This is a genomic window from Nonomuraea sp. KM88, assembly GCF_052245635.1.
Classification (GTDB): Bacteria; Actinomycetota; Actinomycetes; order Streptosporangiales; family Streptosporangiaceae; genus Nonomuraea.
Map to the genome: position 1 here is coordinate 1 of NZ_JBQQCC010000001.1, position 18,968 is coordinate 18,968.

Here is an 18,968-nt window from a genome sequence, read left to right on the forward strand (position 1 = left end):
TGAGGTCTCCCACCCTGTGAGGGGGTAAGGCTCCCGGTAGACGACCGGGTTGATAGGCCGGGTGTGGAAGCACGGTAACGTGTGGAGCTGACCGGTACTAATAGGCCGAGGACTTGACCACAAAGCATACTTTCTAGTTTTTGCTCGCGTCCACTAGGCAATTCTGAGGCAGCAAACGGTGGTTTGTTGTTTCGTGGGGTTACGGCGGTTATGGCGGGAAGGAAACACCCGGTTACATTCCGAACCCGGAAGTTAAGCTTCTCTGCGCCGATGGTACTGCACTCGGGAGGGTGTGGGAGAGTAGGTCACCGCCGGACAATCTTTGTGGAGGGGGTTCCGACGCCAAGCGCGTCGGGACCCCCTCTTTTTGTGTTGGGCCACCTCCGCGGCCAGGCCGCGTCGAAGGCGCTTTTTAAACGCTCAAACGCTCAACTGGTAGTCCGGTGGAGCGACGCCTTGAGTGGCATCTGCGGCATCCGCGACGGATAAGGGACCCGGGTGTGGTGGCGCGGGTCCCTTACGGCTGGTTCCGGGCGTTACTTGGGCAGGACCAGGAGAGCGTCGCCGATGCCGCGTTCAGAGCCGTCAGAGGGCCGGTTGACGACCTTGTTATCGACCACCATCGCCGTCGAGCCGCCCCCGTCCAGGTTGATGGCCTGCTTGGCGCCGAGCCAGCGCATGAACTGGGCTGCCTCCACGAAGTTCGCGCCGACGGTCACTCCGGGCTGCCGGCCGTCGATGGCGGCCAGAATGAGGCTGCCGTTCCTGGTGGTGCCGAGGAGCGTGCGCGGGTGGCGGCGGAGGATCATGTTCATCGAGTCATGGCCGTCACGCTTGGCGGTGATCCTGACCTCGCCGTTGCGCACCAGCCCGACGCCGCCCGCGATGACGTTCAGCTCGGGGGTCAGCTTGAGTGCCTTGTCGGTGCGCAGGTCGACGACCTTGGTGTCGATCTTCACCTTCCAGCCCTGCCAGGCATGCTCGTTGAGCCAGTCGGCGCCCACGCCGTTGCCGTGCAGCACCCGCATGCCCTTGGTGATCTTTTTGCCGGAGGCTCGCAGGCCGACGACCACGCCGTCGGCGTCGATCACGGCGTCGGTGCCGCCGGTGGGGGTCTTGGCGCCGTACTCCTCCGTGTAGAGGATCAGCTCGTCGGTGGCGGCGGCCTGGTTGACGCCGTTGACCTCGCTCTTCTCGCCGTCCTGCGAGATCGCGGTCACGGTCGTCCTCAGCTCGGTGATCTTGGCGGACCTGCCTCTGAGCACCACGGCCGAGCGGCCGGGGATGGCCTCGCTCAGGAGCTTGCCGTTCACCACGGACGCGCCGACGGGCTCGCCGCGCAGCGCCTTGGCGGTGTGGATGTTGAAGAAGCCGCCGTTGACGCCGACCAGCGCCTTGGCTGCCTTGGCCATCGACGAGACGGTTTCGCGCTTGGCCACGCTCTTGCCGAGCGAGGCCACGTACGAGCCGCGGAAGGTCTTTCTGTCGATCATGACGACTTTGACGTTCCAGGGGCCCGTGGTCTTGAGGCCGTCGTCGCCGAGGTAGTCGACCTTGACCTTCAGGTCGGCCTTCTTGAGTTGCTTGGCGGTCTTCTCGGCCTTCTTCTTGTCCTTGAAGGACCAGAGGCCGACCCGCACCATGTACACGGTCTGCGAGGGGGCGTCGGCGACGCCGGGCCTGATCACCTTCTGCAGGCTGGGGGTTTCTCCGGCGGCCTCCACCTCGGCCGCCTTGGCCTCGGCGGTAGGGAGGGTCCCGTAGTCGCGGCCTGACGGCATCAGCACGGTCACGGTGTAACCGTCGGTCGACGTGCCCGCCCGCACGTCGTACAGGTCGATGCCCTGTGCCACGGTCGTCATCTTCTTGGTCGCCGCGGGCCGGGTGCCCAGCGGGAACTTGGCCGACGGAAACCTGACCGACGCCTGCTCGGCCGCGACGGACACGACCGGCAGCGTGGTGAGGGTGAGTGCCGCGGCTATGGCCAGGCCGCCGGCAAGGGTGCGTCGAGACATGAATTCTCCAGAGGGCGGTAAAAGGACCGCACCATCCTGACGAGATCAAGGTCTCTAAGGGAGGCGAACACGCGAAAGAAGTGGAGAGGTTACGAGATCGACACCATCAGTGGATACAATTCGGATATGACACAGAGCGGCATGTGGTGGTGGCCCGTAGACGGCCACTGATTCCCCATGTCCGGGCCGTCTCGAGACGGCCCGGTTAACGTGCGGGTTCTCTCCGGGACGGCATAAATCCCAAAGGAGAGACACCATGAAAGACGTCGTGCTCACGGGTGACCGTCCGACGGGGCCGCTGCACCTGGGCCACTATTTCGGTTCGCTGGCCAATCGCGTCCGGCTGCAGGACGTCCATCCCATGTACGTCCTGATCGCCGACTATCAGGTGATCACCGACCGCGACCTGCCCGGCCGGATCCAGCGGAACATCACCGAGCTGCTGCTCGACTACCTGGCGGTCGGGCTCGACCCGGCCAAGGTCACGATCTTCCGGCACAGCGCGGTCCCCGAGCTGAACCAGTTGCTGCTGCCGTTCCTCAGCCTGGTTTCGGTGGCGGAGCTGCAGCGCAACCCCACGGTGAAGGACGAGATCGCGCACAGCTCCCAGCGGGCGGTCAGCGGCCTGATGTTCACCTATCCGGTGCACCAGGCGGCCGACATCCTGTTCTGCAAGGGCACGTTGGTGCCCGTCGGCAAGGACCAGCTTCCGCACGTGGAGATGACGCGGCTGGTGGCGCGCCGCTTCAACGAGCGGTACGGCGAGGTGTTCCCCCTGCCCGAGGCCATGATGGGGGAGCATCCGCTGCTGAGAGGCCTCGACGGCGGCAAGATGAGCAAAAGCCGGGGCAACGCGATCACCCTGTCGGCCACCGAGGACGAGACGGCCGCTCTCATCCGCAAGGCCCGCACCGACTCCGACCGGCTGATCACGTTCGACGAGACGCACCGCCCCGAGGTGGCGAATCTGCTCACGCTGGCGGCCCTCTGCCTGGGCCGGTCACCGCAGGACGTCGCGGAGGAGATCGGGTACGGTGGCGCCGCCGCGCTCAAACGCCTGGTCACGGAGGCGGTCAACGAGTTCCTGTGCCCGATCAGGAAGCGCAGGAAGGAGCACTCGGAGCAAGACGTGCGGCAGATCCTGGCCGACGGTGACGAGCGGGCGCGCGAACGGGCGGTCGTCACCCTCGACGAGGTGCGGGCCGCGATGGGGTTCTAGCGACGTGGAGCGGTGCCGCCCTCGACGGCGATCGTGGCGCGGCCCGACAGCACGACGAAGATCTTGTCGGTCTCCACGTCCGTCACCACGCCGGATGTGATGTCCCAGATGCCGCGGCCCCCGCCGAGCTCCAGTGAGGAGGCGGCGGGTGCGCCCGCCACGATCCGGCCGGGATCGAGCTCGTCCGGGGTCAGGCGCACGTCGTGGACGGGCACCGAGAAGGCTCCCGCGGTGGCGAGCATGCGGCCGAGATCGGCCAGATCGGGCATCAGCACATCAGACATATCGCCCATTCCAGCGCATCGGGAGGGTCACCGGCTCTCCCGGCGGAAGGACTCCAGGGCCAGCAGGGCCACATGGAGGGAAAGGCAGGACTCGACGTCGTCCAGATCGGTGTCCAGGATGCGTTCGAGGCGGCGCAGGCGGTCGTAGAAGGCGGGCCTGGACAGATGGGCCTTCTGTGCGGCGACCGCCTTGTTCCTGCCCGCGTCGAGATAGATGCGCAGGATGCGGGTGAGATCGCCGCCCCGCTGAGCGTCGTGGGCCAGCAGCGGGCCCAGCTCCCGCTCTGCGAACGTCTGCAGCCTCGCGTCGTCGCGCAGCAGGTGGAGCAGGCCGCGCAGGCGCAGGTCGGGCAGCCGGTAGAAGGCTCGGCCGTCCGGCTGGCGGACCGCCACGTCGGCCACCTGCTCGGCTTCGAGAAAGCTGCGGCGTACGTCCCTGATGGACTCCACCAGCGAGCCCGCCGCCAGCACGAACGCCGAGCCGGGCCGCCACAGCCCGCGCAGCCGGTCGGCCAGCGCGGTCAGCGCCGCCTCGGCCTCGGCACGCGGCGGCAGCGGCATCAGGACCCCGACGCGCTCCTGGTCGAGCGCTCCCACGAGAGCGGGCAGGCGCGCGTCGCGGCAGGCGGCGGCGGTCGCCTCGGCCAGCTCGCCGAGCAGCGCCTGGCCGTCCAGCGCCTGGTCCACCGGGTCGGTCGGCCTGATGACCACGCTGACCAGCTTGCGCCCGGTGAGCGGCACGCCGACCGCGCGGGCGCGGGCGGCGGCCTCTTCGGGATCGGCGTAGGCGTGGGTGAGGATGCCGGTGATGATCGTGCCATGCGCCTGGCGTTCGAGCGACTCCTGGTGGCGCTCCAGCAGGCGGCCCAGGGCGAGCGTGGTGGCGGCGCGCTCGGCCAGCACCATGTCGCGCGGGCTCGGCGAGGAGTCGCAGATGAGGATCAGCCGCCCCCAGTCCTGCCCGCGCGCGCCGACCGTGGTGACCAGCCATCCCGAGGCGGCGTCGTACGCGGTGCGTTCGGCCGGGGCCACCGCCCTGGACCGGCTCTCCCACCCCGCCAGCAGGGCGCCCGTGTCGCGGCCGGCGGACTCGCAGGCCAGCACCTGGTGGGCGAGGTTCTCCAGCAGCACGGGCCGGCCGGACAGCCTGGCCACCTGGGCCAGCACCTCGGCGGGCGAGGCGCCTTCGACCGACAGCTCGGTGAAGACCTCGTGCAGCTGCTCGGAGGCCCGCAGCTCCTCCAGCTGGATGTCGATGATCCGGGCGTGCACGGACTCGGTGATCTGGACGAACGGCGTCTCGCGGGTCAGCACGACGACCGGCAGGCCGTGCTCCTCGGCGGTCTTGACCACGGCGCGGGGCAACTCGCGGACGAACTTGCGGCCCAGCTCCACGATCAGGCCCGAGGCGCCCACAGAGGAGAGCTCGCCGATGTAGTCGGCGAGCTTCTCCGGGTCGTCGGGGAGCGCGACGCCTGTGGTGAGGACGAGCTCCCCGCCGCGCAGGAGATGAGCGATGTCGGCGATCTCACCGACGTGCACCCACCGCACCTTGGTGTCGAGCCGGTCGGCGCCCGCGACCACGCGCGGGTTGCCCCGGCGCACGGTCTCCAGGGCGAGGACGTCGGCGATGGTGGGCAACACGGGGCAGAGCCTAGCTGATCAGCCTGTAAGAACGGGTAAAGGGGGATTTACACTGTGAGTTCTTGTCATGGCGTCAGGTCCTCCTCGCGGAACTCGTGGCGAGGCTGGCGTACCCGCAGCTCAACCCGCCGGATCTTGCCGGAGATGGTCTTCGGCAGCTCGTCGAACTCCAGCCGCCGCACCCGCTTGAACGGCGCCAGCTCCCGGCGGCAGTGCTCGAAGATCGCCCGTGCGGTCGTCTCGTCCGGTTCGAAGCCGGGCGCGAGCGTCACGTAGGCCTTCGGCACGGCCAGCCGCACCGGGTCGGGGGCGGGGACCACGGCGGCCTCCGCCACGGCGGCGTGCTCCAGCAGAACGCTCTCCAGCTCGAACGGCGAGATGCGGTAGTCGGAGGCCTTGAAGACATCGTCGGTGCGGCCGACGTAGGTGATGTAGCCGTCCTGGTCGCGGGTGGCGACGTCGCCGGTGTGGTAGAAACCGTCGCGCATGGCTTCACTGGATCCACCGACATATCCGGACATGAGGCCTAGGGGGTGGCGATCGTCCAGCGGCAGGCAGATCTCACCGTCGTCTCCCTGCTCGCCCGAGACCGGGTCGATGAGCACCACCTCGTAGCCCGGCAGCGGCCGCCCCATCGAGCCAGGCCTGACCGGGTCGTCCGGCGCGTTGCCGATCTGCGCGGTGGTCTCGGTCTGCCCGTAGCCGTCCCTGATGGTGATGCCCCACGCCTTGGCCACCTGGTCGATGATCTCCGGGTTGAGCGGCTCGCCGGCGGCCACGGCCGTGCGCAGCGGCAGCCGCCAGGCCGCGAGGTCCTCCTGGATGAGCATCCGCCACACGGTCGGGGGCGCGCAGAACGTGGTGACCTGCTCGTCCCGCAGCACCTCCAGCAGGGCGCGGGCGGAGAAGCGCTGGTAGTCGTGGATCAGCACGGTGGCGCCGGCGTTCCAGGGGGCGAACACGTTGCTCCACGCGTGCTTGGCCCAGCCTGGGGACGACACGTTGAGGTGCACGTCGCCCGGCCGCAGGCCGATCCAGAACATGGTCGACAGGTGCCCGGCGGGATAGGAGGCGTGCGTGTGCTCGACCAGCTTCGGTTGCGAGGTCGTGCCGGAGGTGAAGTAGAGCAGGAGCGTGTCCTGTGCCCGGGTGGGCCCGTCGGGGACGAAGTGCTCGGGCGCTTCGTACGACTCGTGGTAGGCCAGCCAGGTGTAGGCGTCACCGACGGCGATCTTCGTGTATTCGCCGCCCGTGAACTTGCCCGCGTCGGCGGCGTTGGCGATCACGTGGGCGACGCCGCCGCGCTCGATGCGCTCCGTGATGTCCTTCGCGGTCAGCAGCGTGGTGGCGGGAATGATGACCGCGCCCAGCTTCGTGGCCGCCAGCAGCGACTCCCACAGCTCGGCCTGGTTGCCCAGCATGAGCAGGATCCGGTCGCCGCGCCGCACGCCCTGCTGGTGCAGCCAGTTGGCGACCTGGTTGGAGCGGGCCGACAACTCCGCGAAGGTGTAGGAGGCGCTGCTCGCGCCGACGATCTTCAGCGCGACGGCGCCGGGTGTCTCCGCGGCCAGCACCCCGTCGAACCAGTCGAGCGCCCAGTTGAACTCCGACGGCTCCGGCCAGCGGAAGTCGCGGCGCGCGGTGTCGGGGTCGGAGCCGAGAAGGAAGTCACGGGCGGCGCGGAAATCGCTCATGTCTCGGATCCTGCTACGTCGCCAGCCGCCGCTCAAGGCCGTCGAGCATCGACACGAGCCCGAAGTCGAAACTCATCTCCCGCATCGCCATCGGGTCGTCGTAGTCGTCCATGTTGATGCGCTCCAGCATGTCGGGGTGACCTGCGGCGGCCCTGGCGACCGCGGCGCGCATCTCGTCGGGGTCGTACTGGGCGCCCATCGTGGCGTTCCAGGCGGTCTCGGGGATCGTCATGCCGAACACGTAGGCGGTCAGCGTGGCGTTGGCGAAGTCGATGGCCGGCCCGGTGAACCCGGCCGCCTTGAACATCTTGCGCATGCGGTCGGCGACCTCCATCGCGTGCGGGCCGAGCGCGGGCAGGCGGCCGATGAGGTCGGCCGACCACGGGTGGCGCAGGACCACCTGGCGCATGCCGTGGGCCAGGGCCGAGGCGGAGTCGCGCCAGCCCACCCGGTCGGGATCGGGGACGGTCATCTCACCCCACACCTCGTCGTAGGCCAGCTCCAGCAGCTCGTCCTTGGTGGCGACGTACCAGTAGAGGCTGGTGGCGCCGGCGCTGAGCTTGGCGCCGAGCTTGCGCATGCTCAGCCCGCTGAGCCCCTCCTGGTCGAGCATCTCCACGGCGGCTCTGACGATCTCCTCCCGGCTGCGACCGGGAGTGGTCGCCTTGCGCGGCTCGCGGAGCCATACGGAGGTGAACTGCTTGCCGGTCATGCGCCCATGATAAAAGCACTCGCACACTGTACGAGGTTTGTCGTACGGTGTGCGAGTGAACTCGAACGCTGTACGAGACCCCCGTCGATGGTGGACTCTCGTCGTCCTGTGCCTCTCGCTGCTGGTGCTGACCGTGGACGGCACCGTGCTCAACCTGGCGATCCCGTCGCTGATCGAGGAGCTCGGCGCCACGTACTCCGACATCCAGTGGATTCTGGATGCCTACGTGCTCGTCTTCGCGGGCCTGCTGCTGACCGCGGGCAGCCTGTCCGACCGGTACGGGCGCAGAAGGTTCCTGGTCATCGGCCTGGCCTTCTTCGGCGGGGCGTCGCTGCTCGCGGTGCTGGCCAGCGAGCCGTGGCAGGTGATCGGCGCGCGGGCCCTGATGGGCGTCGGCGGATCGATCCTGATGCCCTCGACGCTGTCCATCCTCATGACCGTCTTCGCCGAGGACGAGCGGCGCAAGGCCATGGCCATCTGGGGCAGCGTCGCCATGCTCGGCGTGATCGCGGGGCCGACGCTGGGCGGCTTCATGCTGGAGCACTACTGGTGGGGCTCGGTCTTCCTGCTGAACATCCCGATCGCGGCGGTGGCCATCATCGCCGCCTACGTCCTGATGCCGGAGACCCGCAGCGGCGGGCGGAAGATCGATCCGGTCGGTGTGGTGCTGTCGATCGCCGGCCTGACCGCGGGCGTCTACGTCATCATCGAACGCGAGTGGAACCCGCTGATCATCGCCCTCGCCGTGGTCGCCCTGGCCGCCTTCGTGTTCTGGGAGCGCCGCTCCGAGCACCCGATGTTGCCGCTGGCGCTGTTCAGGAACCGCAACTTCGGCGGCGCCTCCTTCTCGATCCTGCTCATGTCGTTCGGCGCCGGCGCGGTCATGCTGATGCTGACGCAGTACCTGCAGTTCGTGCTGGGCTACGGCGAACTGCGGGCCGGGCTCGCGATGCTGCCGCAGGCCGCCGCCGCGGTGCTGTTCAACGGGATCGGCGCGGGGCTCGGGAAGAAGGTGAGCAACCGGATGCTGGTCTCGGGCGGTCTGCTCGTCATGGCCGCCGGCTTCGTGGTGATGGCGAGCACCACCGGCTACCTGCCGCTGATGTGCGCCCTCGTGCTGATGGGCGCGGGTGGAGGGCTGGCCGGGCCGTCGGCGTACGCGTCGCTGATGGGGGCGATCCCGCTGGAGCACGCCGGTGTCGGATCGGCGCTCAACGACACCGTCCAGCAGGTGGGCCTCGCCCTGAGCATCGCCGTCCTGGGCAGCGTGCTGGCCGGGGTGTTCACCTCGTCCATGCCCGACGGCGTGCCCGCGGCGGCTCGAGAGTCGATCGGCGAGGCGTTCAGGCTCGGCATGGTGGAGCCCGCCAGGGAGGCGTTCACCACCGCGATGCACGTCGGGTCGTGGGTGGGGGCCGGGTTCACCGTGGCCGCCGCGCTGCTCGCGTTCACGGTCTTGCGGCCCGCCGCCGGCCCGGCCTCCGACGCCGTCGAGGCACGCGAGCCCGCCGCCGAAGGGGTCTAGCGGAAACGCGACTCCCCGGCGATTTTCGGACAGAAGAGACAGGCCCGCTGGATGTCAGGGCCTGGCCTTCGGTGGCGCCGCGGCAGGAATTTCTTCGGCCCCGCCAAAGGAGAAAATCGGACAATATGTACGAACTCAACGCAATGATGCCTTTACATGCGGTTGACTATCATGACTAAACGGGAATACTGGTTTACCCGTTGACCGTCGTTCGACTGAGACCGAGGGTGCCATGTCGCTTGGCCTCGCCCTACCCCAGGCAGAGCCGCACCAGGCACGCAGTCGTGCCGACGTCGCGGAGAGGCGGGGTCCACACCGACATGGTCCATGCCGGACGTCGTGCTGATTCCGCCACGCGCCGCTAGCAGATTCTTCGGCGGTTGACATTTTCCGCCGGCTCTCCTCGACCTCAGGACTTGTCATGCCGCCAGACTCCTTCAGCGTCCCGATAACGCTCATCGCCCTTGGCCTCCTCATCGCCCTCGTGGGCGTCGTGCTCCTCCACCTGCGCGTACGCCGCGATCTCGCCCAGGCCCGCGGGCAGCTCGGTCAGGCCCGGCAGGAACACCGGCACCGGACGCACGAGACCAGCGCCGGCCAGCAGCGGCTGGCCCGGGCGGAGCGCCAGATCCAGGAGAGCGCGGAGCAGCTGCGCGAGGCGCGCGCGCAGCACGAACTCGTGCGCGCCGAGACCGAGCACCTGATCACGAGGCGGATTCCCGCCCTGCTGTCCCACCTGCGTACCCCCCACGTGGTCGTGCCCGGCGTGCAGGAGCCGGCACTCGCCGGCACCGACGTCGACAGGCAGCACAGCGCCCTGCTCGACGCGTTCGCCCGCGGCCTCAGAGAGGAAGGCGAGCGCATCGACGAAGCGGCCCAGGCGGTCATCAGAGGCGCGATGTCCCGCGTGCAGACCCAGGCGCTGCGCGGCCAGGACCTGCTCGCCGGCGTGCAACAGCGCTACAGCGGCGACGAGCACACCGCACTCCTGCGCGAGGTGCTGGGACTGGACATGTTCAACGAACTGATCATCCGTCGCGTGCAGGTGACCGGCATCGCGTGCGGCGCCACGCCCGGCCTGTCGCGTGACGACACGTATCTGGTGGACCTGGTGGTGGGCGCCATCTCCCGGGTGGAGAACTTCGAGCAGCGCATCGAAGGCCCGGCCAACCACCTGCGCCGCCGGATCGGGGTCGCCGCCCGCGCCGCGGAGTCGATCCTGTTCATCACCGCCGAGCTGCTGGCCAACGCGGTCCACCACTCCTACGGCACGCTCAAGGTGACCATCGCCGTGCACGAGACCAACAGCGGCGCCGCCATCGTCATCGACGACGCCGGTGTCGGCCTCAACGAGGAGCAGTACGCCCGCGCCACCCGCCTGCTGAGCGGCACCCAGCCGATCCGCCTGGTCGACCTCGGCAACCCTCCCCGAACCGGCTGGGCCGCCATCGGCCGCCAGGCCGCGCACTACGGCCTGCAGGTCACGGTCAAGAAGAGCGCCTTCGGCGGCGTACAGGCCGTGCTGACCGTCCCCGCCGCCCTGCTGGTGGAGATGCCGGAGAACACCCGGCCGTCGGTGCTGGCGCCCGAGCCGGTCCGCGCGTCGGTCCCGGCCGGCCAGCATGAGCCCCTGCCGGCGGCGTCGCGGCTGGAACCGGTCGGCTCCCCCGCGGGAACCGACTTCGTGACCGCGCCGCAACAACGGTCGGCGGAGGACCTGGCGCCGCTCCCGCAGCGCCGCCGCCAGCCGCCGCACGCCACGTCCGGCTCCGGGCGCGGTGGAGGCGGCTCCCAGGGCCATGAAAGCCGCACGCTCACCACCCCGGAGGAAGCCCAGAAGCGGTGGGGAGACTTCCAGATCGGAGCCGAAGCGGGCCGCCGTGAGGCGTATCCGACCGAGCCGCACGACGCCACCGAAGGGAATTGACCGTTCCATGGACGCTCACAGCGCTTCAAGCCGTGTTCCGACCAAGGGTCGCGCGTTGTCCCTCGACGTGTCCTGGGTCCTGTCACCTCTCCTGGCACTGCCCGGAGTCACGCGAGGTGTGGTGCTGAGCCGTGACGGGCTGATCCTCGGCGGCTCGGCCGATGTGACGACCGAGAGCGGCGAGCGCGCCGCCGCCATGACGAGCTCCGTCCTGGGGGCCGCCCGCGCCCTGTGCGAGGGCCTCAGCGGCGGCACCGACGAGGGGGTGGAGGACATCGTCATCTCCGCCGGCAGCGGCTACTACTACATCGCCCCGGCCGGCGACCGCGCCGCCATCGTGGTCGCCGCCACCGGAGCGGTCAACATCGGCGCGCTGGCCTACGAGGTGCAACTGCAGGTGCAGAAGCTGATCAAGGCCCTCGACGAAGCCAGCGCGGCCAGGGTGCCGGGCGTCCGGACGTGACCTCCGGACGGCAAAGGCGGCGGGTCGTCCCGGACTACATGGCCGCCGCGAGGCTGACCGTGCCCGAACACATCGATGTCGAGCGCACGACCCTGGTCTACATCGCACCCGACGCCGCCACCAACGGGCTGGACCCACCCGGGTCCCATCTGCTGGCCCTGCTGCAGGACGGGCCGCTGTCGGTGTACGAGTGCGCCGCGCACCTCGGCCTCCCGTACTGCGTGGTGCGGTTGCTGGTCGCCGGACTGGTCGGCAGCGGAACGCTGCTGGCCCGCAATCCGCCGGTGGCCACCAGCCTGCCCGACATCGAGATCTTGGAGTTGGTACTCAGTGGCCTCCGCGCTCTCTGACAGCCGTGTCAGTGCCGAGCACATCCCGGTCAAGCTGGTCATCGCAGGGCCGTTCGGCGTGGGCAAGACGACCATCGTCAGCGCGCTCTCGGAGATCAAACCCCTCAACACGGAGGAGGTGCTCACCCAGGCGGGCACGCTGGTGGACGACCTCACCGGCGTGAACGAGAAGACCACCACGACCACCGCGATCGACTTTGGGCGCCTCACCCTGCCCGGGGCCGTGCTCTACCTGTTCGGGGCGCCGGGACAGACCCGCTTCCAGGTCCTGTGGGACGAGCTCGTACGCGGCGCGCTCGGGGTCCTGGTGCTGGCGGACACCCGCCGGATCGACGAGAGCTTCGCCGTTCTCGACCTGGTGGAGAGCGCGGGCATCCGTTACGCGGTGGCCGTCAACCATTTCCCCGACTCGCCGGACTACCCGTTGGAGTCCGTGCGCAAGGCGCTCGACCTGGACCCGCGCACGCCGCTGATGGTGTGCGACGCCCGCGACCCCGCCTCCGCCCGTGCCTCGCTGATCGCACTGGTGGAGCACGTCAGAGAGCTGGTGTTGTCATGACCCTGCGCTACATGCCCGACGCCGGGCGCCTGTACGGGCCCGAGTACGCCAGAGACCCGCAGGCGATCTACGCCCAGCTGCGCGTGCGGCACGGCGCGGTCGCGCCCGTGGAGATAGCCCCGAGCATCGAGGCCCACCTGGTGATCGGTTACCGGGCCGCCCTGGACGTGCTCACCAACGTCGGCGGCGTTTGGAGCAAGAACTCCAGCGCCTGGCAGGAACGGCTCCCCGACACCCCGGAGGCCGCGGGGGCGATCGCCATGCTCGGCCGCCGGCCGAACGCGCTGTTCTCCGACGGCGCCGAGCACGCCCGCTACCGGAAGGTCATCTCCGACTGCTTCGAGCAGATCCAGCCGCACAAGCTGCGCCAGATGGTGAGCGAGGTGTCGGACTCGCTCATCAGCCAGTTCGCCGCGAAGGGCGAGGCCGACCTGGTCGCCGACTTCGCCCGGCTCATCCCGGTCCGCATCTTCAACCGGCTCTTCGGGCGGCCGGACGCGGACAGCGCCGGTCTGACCCAGGCCCTGTCGGACATGATGGAGGCCGACGGCGAGACGGGCGCGCGGGGCAGCGACGCGTTCGGCCGCTACATCGGCGAGCTGATCCAGACCAAGCACGCCCAGCGGGGCGAGGACCTGACCTCCTGGCTCATCGACCATCCGGCCGCGCTGCAGCCCGAGGAGCTGGGGGAGACCCTCGTGCTGGTGATGGCCGCCGCCTACGAGCCCACGGCCAATCTGATCTCCAACACGATCTCCCGGATGGTCAGCGACGACCGCTACTTCAGCTCGCTCACCAACGGCGCGCTCAGCACGTACGACGCCCTCATGGAGGCCCTGCGCGCCGAGCCCGCGATGTCGAACTACGGCCCGTACTTCGTGCGCCAGCCCGTGCACTTCCACGGCACCTGGATCCAGCCGGCCGAACTGGTCCTCGTCTCCTACGCCGCGGCCAACACCGAGCCCACCAACGTTCCCGAGGAGCTGCGCTCCGACGGCGGCGCGTACCTGGGCTTCGGCGCCGGGGCGCACCGCTGCCCGGCCAGCGACCCGGCCGTGCTCATCGCCATGACCGCGATCGAACGCCTGACCTCTCACCTGTGCGACCTCGAACTGACCGTGCCCCGCGAGGAGCTGCCGTGGCGCCCCGGCCCGTTCCATCGCGCGCTGGCGCACCTGCCGGTGAGCTTCACCCCGATCCGCCCCGACCAACCAGGAGATTCTCCGTGGGCAATGCAGCCCCTGTCGTCCTCGACCCCTTCGGCACCGACCTCTCCGGCGAGGTCCGTCGACTACGTGACCTCGGCCCCCTGGTCCTCGTAGAGCTCACCGGAGGCATCCCTGCCTGGGCGGTCACCCGGCACGACCTGCTCAAGCAGCTGATCCTCGATCCGCTGGTGAGCAAGGACAAGCGGCACTGGCGGTTGCTGCCCCAGGCGATGGAAGAGCCCGGCTGGAGGTGGATCATGACCTGGATCGGCGTGTCGAACATGCTCAGCGCCTATGGCGAGGAGCACCGGCGGCTGCGCAAGCTGATCGCCCCGAGCTTCACCGCGCGCCGTACCAAGGCCATGCAGCCGATCGTCGATGGCCTCGTCGCGGAGCTGCTGGACGCCATGGCCGCGCAGCCGCCGGGCCGCCCCGTCGACCTCCGCAGCGCCTACGCCCACCCGCTGCCGATGCGGGTGATCTGTGAGCTGTTCGGCGTCCCCGCGCACATGCGGGCGGAAATGGCCCAGATCATGGAAGCCATCATGGACACCACCCTCACGCCGGAGCAGGCGGAGGCCACGGCCGTCCAGATCGGCACCGTGCTCCCCGGCCTGGTCGCCTACAAGCGGGAGCACCCGGGCGACGACCTGACCACCGAGCTGATCAACGTTCGTGACAGCGGCGACTCGCTCAGCGACGACGAGTTGCGCGACACCCTGCTGCTCCTCATCGCGGCCGGGCACGAGACCACCGTCAACCTGATCGGCAACGCGGTGCACGCCCTGCTCACCCATCCGGACCACCTCAGGCGGGTCCTGTCGGGAGAGATCTCCTGGGAGGCGGTGATCGAGGAGACGCTGCGCTGGTCGCCGTCGATCGCCAACCTGCCGCTGCGGTTCGCCATCGAGCCGATCGAGATCGGCGGGGTACGGATCGAGGCGGGCGACGCGATCATCACCAGCTACATGGCGGCCGGGCACGACCCCGACCAGCACGGCCCGGACGCCGACCGGTTCGACCCGACCAAGGACCACGGTGAGCACCTGGCGTTCGGCATCGGCGTGCACCGCTGCATCGGGGCGCCGCTCGCCCGCCAGGAGGCGCTCGCCGCCCTGCCCGCGCTGTTCGCCCGGTTCCCGGACCTCCGCCTGGCCGTGCACGAGAGCGAGGTGCCCCACGTCCCGTCCTTCATCGCGCACGGCTGGGGCAGCCTGCCGCTCCTGCTGGGCCGCTGACGCGCGCGGAGGCAGGGGCCGGCCCGCTCCTGCCTCCATCACCTGCCCGCGGTTGCACTGTGTAACTCGATTCACTCCTACGCCGACACTCTGGAGATAGGAGGATGAGGGCGAAAAAGGAATACTCGGGAGCATGTCGGAGCTTCTCGCGCGCCATCGGGCAGTGATGCCTGCCTGGCTGGCGCTCAACTACACCGAGCCCATCGAGATCGTCAGCGGCAAGGGCAACCGCGTCATCGACGGCGACGGCAAGAGCTATCTCGACTTCTTCGCCGGCATCCTGACCAACATGATCGGGTACGACGTGCCCGAAGTGCGCGAAGCCGTCGAACGCCAGCTCGCCACGGGCGTGGTGCACACCAGCACCGCCTACCTGCTGCGCGGCCAGGTCGAGCTGGCCGAGAAGATCGCGCGGCTCTCCGGCATTCCCGACGCCAAGGTCTTCTTCACCAACTCCGGCACCGAGGCCAACGAGACCGCCCTCCTGCTGGCCACGTACGCGCGCAAGAGTGACCAGGTGTTCGCGATGCGCCAGAGCTACCACGGGCGCAGCTTCGGCGCGATCAGCGTCACCGCCAACCGGGCGTGGAAGAACAACTCGCTCTCCCCGCTCAACGTGCACTTCCTGCACGGCACCGACCGGCACCTCACCCAGTTCGCGGGCCTGTCGGACGCCGACTACGTCAAGGCGTGCGTCGACGACCTGCGCCACGTGCTGGCCACCTCCGTCTCCACCGACGTGGCCGCGCTGATCGCCGAGCCGATCCAGGGCGTGGGCGGGTTCACGATGGCCCCGGACGGGCTGTTCGCCGCGTACAAGGAGGTGCTCGACGAGCAGGGCATCCTGTTCGTCTCGGACGAGGTGCAGACCGGGTGGGGCCGCACCGGCAGCGCGTTCTTCGGCATCCAGAACCACGGCGTCACCCCCGACATGCTCACGTTCGCCAAGGGGCTGGGCAACGGCTTCGCCGTCGGCGGCGTCGTGGCGCGCGGCGACCTGATGGACGCTCCGCACGCGGTCGGCCTGTCGACGTTCGGCGGCAACCCGATCTCCATGGCCGCCGCCAACGCCACTCTCGACTTCGTGCTCGACCACGACCTGCAGGCCAACGCGGCGCGTACCGGCGCCATCATCATCAAGGGCCTCAAGGAGGCGGCCGAGCGGCTGCCCGTGGTCAAGGAGGTGCGGGGCAAGGGCCTGATGTTCGCCGTCGAGCTCGAAAGCCCCGCGCAGGCGTCGCGCTTCATGGAGGAGACCAAGAAGGCGGGCCTGCTGGCGGGCAAGGGCGGTTTGTACGGCAACGCCATCCGCATGGCGCCGCCCCTCACCCTCACGGTGGACGAGGCCGTCGAAGGGCTCGGCATCATCGTCACCGCACTGGAAACCATCAACGCGGAGGCAGCAGCTCAGTGAAGTCGGTCAAGCACTGGATCAACGGGGCGCTCGCGGACGGCGACGACCGTACCGCCGAGCTCTTCGACCCCGCCACCGGCGAGGTCAGCGGGCACGTGGCGCTGGCGTCGGCGGCCGACGTGGACACGGCCGTGGCGGCCGCCACGGCCGCGTTCCCCGCCTGGCGGGACGCGTCCCTGATGAAGCGGTCGCAGGTGTTGTTCCGCTTCCGCGAGCTCATGTACGCCCACCGCGACGAGCTGGCGGCGCTGATCTCGTCCGAGCACGGCAAGGTGCACTCCGACGCGCTCGGCGAGGTGGCGAGGGGCCTGGAGGTCGTGGAGTTCGCCTGCGGCATCCCGCACCTGCTCAAGGGCGGCTTCTCCGAGGGCGTCTCGACCCGGGTCGACTCCTACTCGATCCGCCAGCCGCTGGGCGTGGTGGCCGGGATCACGCCGTTCAACTTCCCCGCCATGGTGCCGATGTGGATGTACCCGATCGCGATCGCGTGCGGGAACACGTTCGTGCTCAAGCCGTCGGAGAAGGACCCCTCGGCGTCGCTGCTGATGGCCCGGCTCTGGCAGGAGGCGGGGCTGCCCGACGGCGCGTTCAACGTCGTGCAGGGCGACAAGGTCGCCGTGGACCGCCTGCTGGAGCACCCCGGCGTGCGCGGCGTCTCCTTCGTCGGCTCCACCCCGATCGCGCGCCACGTCTACGAGACGGGCACCGCGCACGGCAAGCGGGTGCAGGCGCTCGGCGGCGCCAAGAACCACATGCTCGTGCTCCCCGACGCCGACCTCGACCTGGTGGCCGACTCGGCGGTGTCGGCCGGGTTCGGCTCGGCGGGGGAACGCTGCATGGCGATCTCGGTCGTGCTGGCGGTCGACCCGGTCGGCGACGAGCTGGTGGAGAAGATCGTCGAACGGGTCGGCCGGCTGGTGATCGGCCCAGGCGACGACCCGAGGTCGCAGATGGGGCCGCTGGTCACCGAGGCGCACCGCGACAAGGTCGCCTCCTACCTCGACCTGGGGGTCGAGGAGGGCGCCAAGCTGGTCGTCGACGGCCGCGAGACGGCGGTGCTCGGCGGCGGCAAGGCCGCTGAGACACCCGGCTTCTGGCTCGGCCCGACGGTGCTCGACCACGTGCCTCCTGGCTCGCGTACGCACCACGACGAGATCTTCGGCCCGGTGTTGTCGATCGTGCGCGTCGGCTCGTACGAGGAGGGCCTGGAGCTGATCAACGGCGGCGAGTACGGCAACGGCACCGCGATCTTCACCAACGACGGCGGCGCCGCCCGGCGTTTCCAGAACGAGGTCGAGGTCGGCATGGTCGGCATCAACGTGCCCATCCCGGTGCCGATGGCCTTCTACAGCTTCGGCGGCTGGAAGTCCTCGCTGTTCGGCGACACGCACGTGCACGGCACCGAGGGCGTGCACTTCTACACCCGCGGCAAGGTCGTCACGTCCCGCTGGCTCGACCCGTCGCACGGCGGCGTGAACCTGGGCTTCCCCACGAACGGGTAACCCGCGATTCCGGACGGGAGGGATGCGCGTCCCTCCCGTCCCGCTCCCCGGTAAGCTCCCAGCAGACGGACAAGGGGGGACATCGTGGATCGTCGTCGCACTTATGCCTTGGCGATCGCCGCATCGGCGCTGGTCGTCGGCATGGGAGCGGCGAGGCCCACACCGGCGCCGAGCTCCTCGACGAGTCCGACCGCCAGCCCCACTGCCAGCCCGACGGCGACGCAGAGCGACGGCACGCTGCAGATCCTCACCTACCGGGGCTACGCCGAGTACGGCGGCACCAGCCCCAAGGTCAACTGGACGGGCGCGTTCGAGAAGGAGACCGGCTGCCGGATCGCCAAGCTCGACACCGTGCAGACCTCCGAGGAGATGGCCGAGAAGGTCACCCAGCGGCCCTACGACGTGATCTCCGCCGGGCCGGTGCTGGCGGCCGACCTGATCGCGAAGAAGCAGGTGCAGGCCGTCGATCCGGCCAAGGTCGCCGGGTACGACGACATCGACGAGCGCTTCCGCGACATGTCCACCGTGTCGGGCAAGGTCTACGGTGTGCCCTACCTGTGGGGATACCACGAGTTCATCTACGACTCGGGCCGGGTCGAGGGCGGCGACCTCGGGCAGGTGTTCGCCTCCGAGCGGGTCGCGCTCAGGGACACCCCGCTGACGATCGCCGACGCGGCCATGGCCGGTGACACGGCGGATGAGCCGTACGAGCTGACCGAGAAGCAGCTCGACGCGACGATGACGATGCTGGAACGCAACAAGGACCGGGTCTACTGGCGTAACCCGATCGACCTGGTCAAGGGGTTCGCCACCGGGTCCCTCGACTACGCCCAGGCCACCCCCTACTACCGGATGTTGCTGCAGAAGGCGGGAAAGCCGATCAAGGCCGTGCACACCCGCGAGACCACCGGATGGGTCGATTCCTGGATGCTCGGTGCGAACGTGCCCGACACCACCTGCGCCTACCGGTGGCTCAACTGGGTGACCGCGCCCGACGCGCAGCGCGACGCCGCCGCGTGGGTGGGGCTGGCGCCGGCCAACGACAAGGCGTGCAAGGGGCGGGCCAGGCAGATGTGCGAGGCCTACGGCGCCGGCGAGGACAAGAAGCTCGACCGCATCGCCTTCGCGGTACGGCCGCCGGCTTGCGGGGAATGTACGGACTATGACGCCTGGACCGAACGGTGGCGCGAGCTGGCCGAGTGAGGAGCGCAGGC

16 protein-coding genes and 2 rRNA genes are annotated in these 18,968 nt (G+C 69.5%); 13 read left to right on the plus strand and 5 right to left on the minus strand.

Annotated features, from left to right (window positions below; genetic code table 11):
* Nucleotides 1–121 (plus strand): 23S ribosomal RNA (locus ACTWPV_RS00005); the annotation flags it as partial.
* A gap of 79 nt (nucleotides 122–200) precedes the next feature.
* Nucleotides 201–317 (plus strand): 5S ribosomal RNA (gene rrf / locus ACTWPV_RS00010).
* A gap of 219 nt (nucleotides 318–536) precedes the next feature.
* On the opposite strand, the gene ACTWPV_RS00015 is transcribed toward rrf, so the two are convergent.
* Nucleotides 537–2,015, minus strand: a complete 1,479-nt coding sequence (locus ACTWPV_RS00015; RefSeq protein ID WP_443150080.1) for a phosphodiester glycosidase family protein — start codon at nucleotides 2,013–2,015, stop codon at nucleotides 537–539.
* Nucleotides 2,016–2,271: 256 nt separating this feature from the next.
* Between ACTWPV_RS00015 and trpS the strand changes: the two genes are divergently transcribed.
* Nucleotides 2,272–3,234, plus strand: a complete 963-nt coding sequence (trpS, locus tag ACTWPV_RS00020; protein WP_443150081.1) for a tryptophan--tRNA ligase — start codon at nucleotides 2,272–2,274, stop codon at nucleotides 3,232–3,234.
* On the opposite strand, the gene ACTWPV_RS00025 is transcribed toward trpS, so the two are convergent.
* From ACTWPV_RS00025 to ACTWPV_RS00040, 4 genes are all read right to left on the minus strand, one after another.
* Nucleotides 3,231–3,518 carry a hypothetical protein gene (locus tag ACTWPV_RS00025; protein WP_443150082.1) on the minus strand — a complete coding sequence of 96 codons (288 nt, stop codon included), beginning with the start codon at nucleotides 3,516–3,518 and terminating at the stop codon, nucleotides 3,231–3,233. The genes trpS and ACTWPV_RS00025 overlap by 4 nt on opposite strands.
* Nucleotides 3,519–3,545: 27 nt before the next feature.
* Complete coding sequence (locus ACTWPV_RS00030) at nucleotides 3,546–5,162, minus strand: PucR family transcriptional regulator (RefSeq protein WP_347641402.1); 1,617 nt, start codon at nucleotides 5,160–5,162, stop codon at nucleotides 3,546–3,548.
* 65 nt (nucleotides 5,163–5,227) lie between these two features.
* Nucleotides 5,228–6,856, minus strand: a complete 1,629-nt coding sequence (locus ACTWPV_RS00035; RefSeq protein WP_443150083.1) for an AMP-binding protein — start codon at nucleotides 6,854–6,856, stop codon at nucleotides 5,228–5,230.
* A gap of 13 nt (nucleotides 6,857–6,869) precedes the next feature.
* The gene (locus ACTWPV_RS00040) at nucleotides 6,870–7,568 is read right to left on the minus strand and encodes a TetR/AcrR family transcriptional regulator (RefSeq protein WP_443150084.1); all 699 of its coding nucleotides are present in this window, start codon (nucleotides 7,566–7,568) and stop codon (nucleotides 6,870–6,872) included.
* Between the two features lie 55 nt (nucleotides 7,569–7,623).
* Here ACTWPV_RS00040 and ACTWPV_RS00045 point away from each other — a divergent pair, with 55 nt between their 5' ends.
* From ACTWPV_RS00045 to ACTWPV_RS00090, 10 genes are all read left to right on the plus strand, one after another.
* The gene (locus tag ACTWPV_RS00045; protein WP_443150085.1) at nucleotides 7,624–9,093 is read left to right on the plus strand and encodes an MFS transporter; all 1,470 of its coding nucleotides are present in this window, start codon (nucleotides 7,624–7,626) and stop codon (nucleotides 9,091–9,093) included.
* Between the two features lie 421 nt (nucleotides 9,094–9,514).
* Complete coding sequence (locus ACTWPV_RS00050; protein ID WP_347641406.1) at nucleotides 9,515–11,020, plus strand: ATP-binding protein; 1,506 nt, start codon at nucleotides 9,515–9,517, stop codon at nucleotides 11,018–11,020.
* Between the two features lie 55 nt (nucleotides 11,021–11,075).
* Complete coding sequence (locus ACTWPV_RS00055) at nucleotides 11,076–11,483, plus strand: roadblock/LC7 domain-containing protein (protein ID WP_347641407.1); 408 nt, start codon at nucleotides 11,076–11,078, stop codon at nucleotides 11,481–11,483.
* On the plus strand, nucleotides 11,480–11,833 hold the full coding sequence (locus tag ACTWPV_RS00060; RefSeq protein WP_347641408.1) for a DUF742 domain-containing protein: 354 nt from the start codon (nucleotides 11,480–11,482) through the stop codon (nucleotides 11,831–11,833). Before ACTWPV_RS00055 ends, ACTWPV_RS00060 begins: the two co-directional genes overlap by 4 nt.
* Entirely contained in the window at nucleotides 11,814–12,392 is a 579-nt protein-coding gene (locus tag ACTWPV_RS00065; RefSeq protein ID WP_347641409.1) for a GTP-binding protein, read from the plus strand. Before ACTWPV_RS00060 ends, ACTWPV_RS00065 begins: the two co-directional genes overlap by 20 nt.
* On the plus strand, nucleotides 12,389–13,714 hold the full coding sequence (locus ACTWPV_RS00070; RefSeq protein ID WP_443150086.1) for a cytochrome P450: 1,326 nt from the start codon (nucleotides 12,389–12,391) through the stop codon (nucleotides 13,712–13,714). The genes ACTWPV_RS00065 and ACTWPV_RS00070 overlap by 4 nt, the downstream gene beginning before the upstream one ends.
* Entirely contained in the window at nucleotides 13,618–14,838 is a 1,221-nt protein-coding gene (locus tag ACTWPV_RS00075; protein WP_443150087.1) for a cytochrome P450 family protein, read from the plus strand. The genes ACTWPV_RS00070 and ACTWPV_RS00075 overlap by 97 nt, the downstream gene beginning before the upstream one ends.
* Nucleotides 14,839–14,971: 133 nt before the next feature.
* Nucleotides 14,972–16,252: an aspartate aminotransferase family protein gene (locus ACTWPV_RS00080; protein WP_443150088.1), complete on the plus strand. Its 1,281-nt coding sequence runs from the start codon at nucleotides 14,972–14,974 to the stop codon at nucleotides 16,250–16,252.
* A complete protein-coding gene (locus ACTWPV_RS00085) occupies nucleotides 16,249–17,754 on the plus strand; it encodes a CoA-acylating methylmalonate-semialdehyde dehydrogenase (protein WP_443150089.1) in 1,506 nt (501 codons plus the stop codon). The genes ACTWPV_RS00080 and ACTWPV_RS00085 overlap by 4 nt, the downstream gene beginning before the upstream one ends.
* Before the next feature lie 108 nt (nucleotides 17,755–17,862).
* Nucleotides 17,863–18,957: an extracellular solute-binding protein gene (locus ACTWPV_RS00090; RefSeq protein WP_443150090.1), complete on the plus strand. Its 1,095-nt coding sequence runs from the start codon at nucleotides 17,863–17,865 to the stop codon at nucleotides 18,955–18,957.
* The last annotated feature ends 11 nt before the right edge of the window (nucleotides 18,958–18,968 follow it).

Bases quoted from the DNA above. Each gene is read 5' to 3' on its own strand.
- ACTWPV_RS00070 (WP_443150086.1), top strand. From the start codon at position 12,389: ATGACCCTGCGCTACATGCCCGACGCCGGGCGCCTGTACGGGCCCGAG.
- ACTWPV_RS00025 (WP_443150082.1), bottom strand. From the start codon at position 3,518: ATGTCTGATGTGCTGATGCCCGATCTGGCCGATCTCGGCCGCATGCTC.
- ACTWPV_RS00080 (WP_443150088.1), top strand. From the start codon at position 14,972: ATGTCGGAGCTTCTCGCGCGCCATCGGGCAGTGATGCCTGCCTGGCTG.
- ACTWPV_RS00050 (WP_347641406.1), top strand. From the start codon at position 9,515: ATGCCGCCAGACTCCTTCAGCGTCCCGATAACGCTCATCGCCCTTGGC.
- ACTWPV_RS00015 (WP_443150080.1), bottom strand. From the start codon at position 2,015: ATGTCTCGACGCACCCTTGCCGGCGGCCTGGCCATAGCCGCGGCACTC.
- trpS (WP_443150081.1), top strand. From the start codon at position 2,272: ATGAAAGACGTCGTGCTCACGGGTGACCGTCCGACGGGGCCGCTGCAC.
- ACTWPV_RS00040 (WP_443150084.1), bottom strand. From the start codon at position 7,568: ATGACCGGCAAGCAGTTCACCTCCGTATGGCTCCGCGAGCCGCGCAAG.
- ACTWPV_RS00035 (WP_443150083.1), bottom strand. From the start codon at position 6,856: ATGAGCGATTTCCGCGCCGCCCGTGACTTCCTTCTCGGCTCCGACCCC.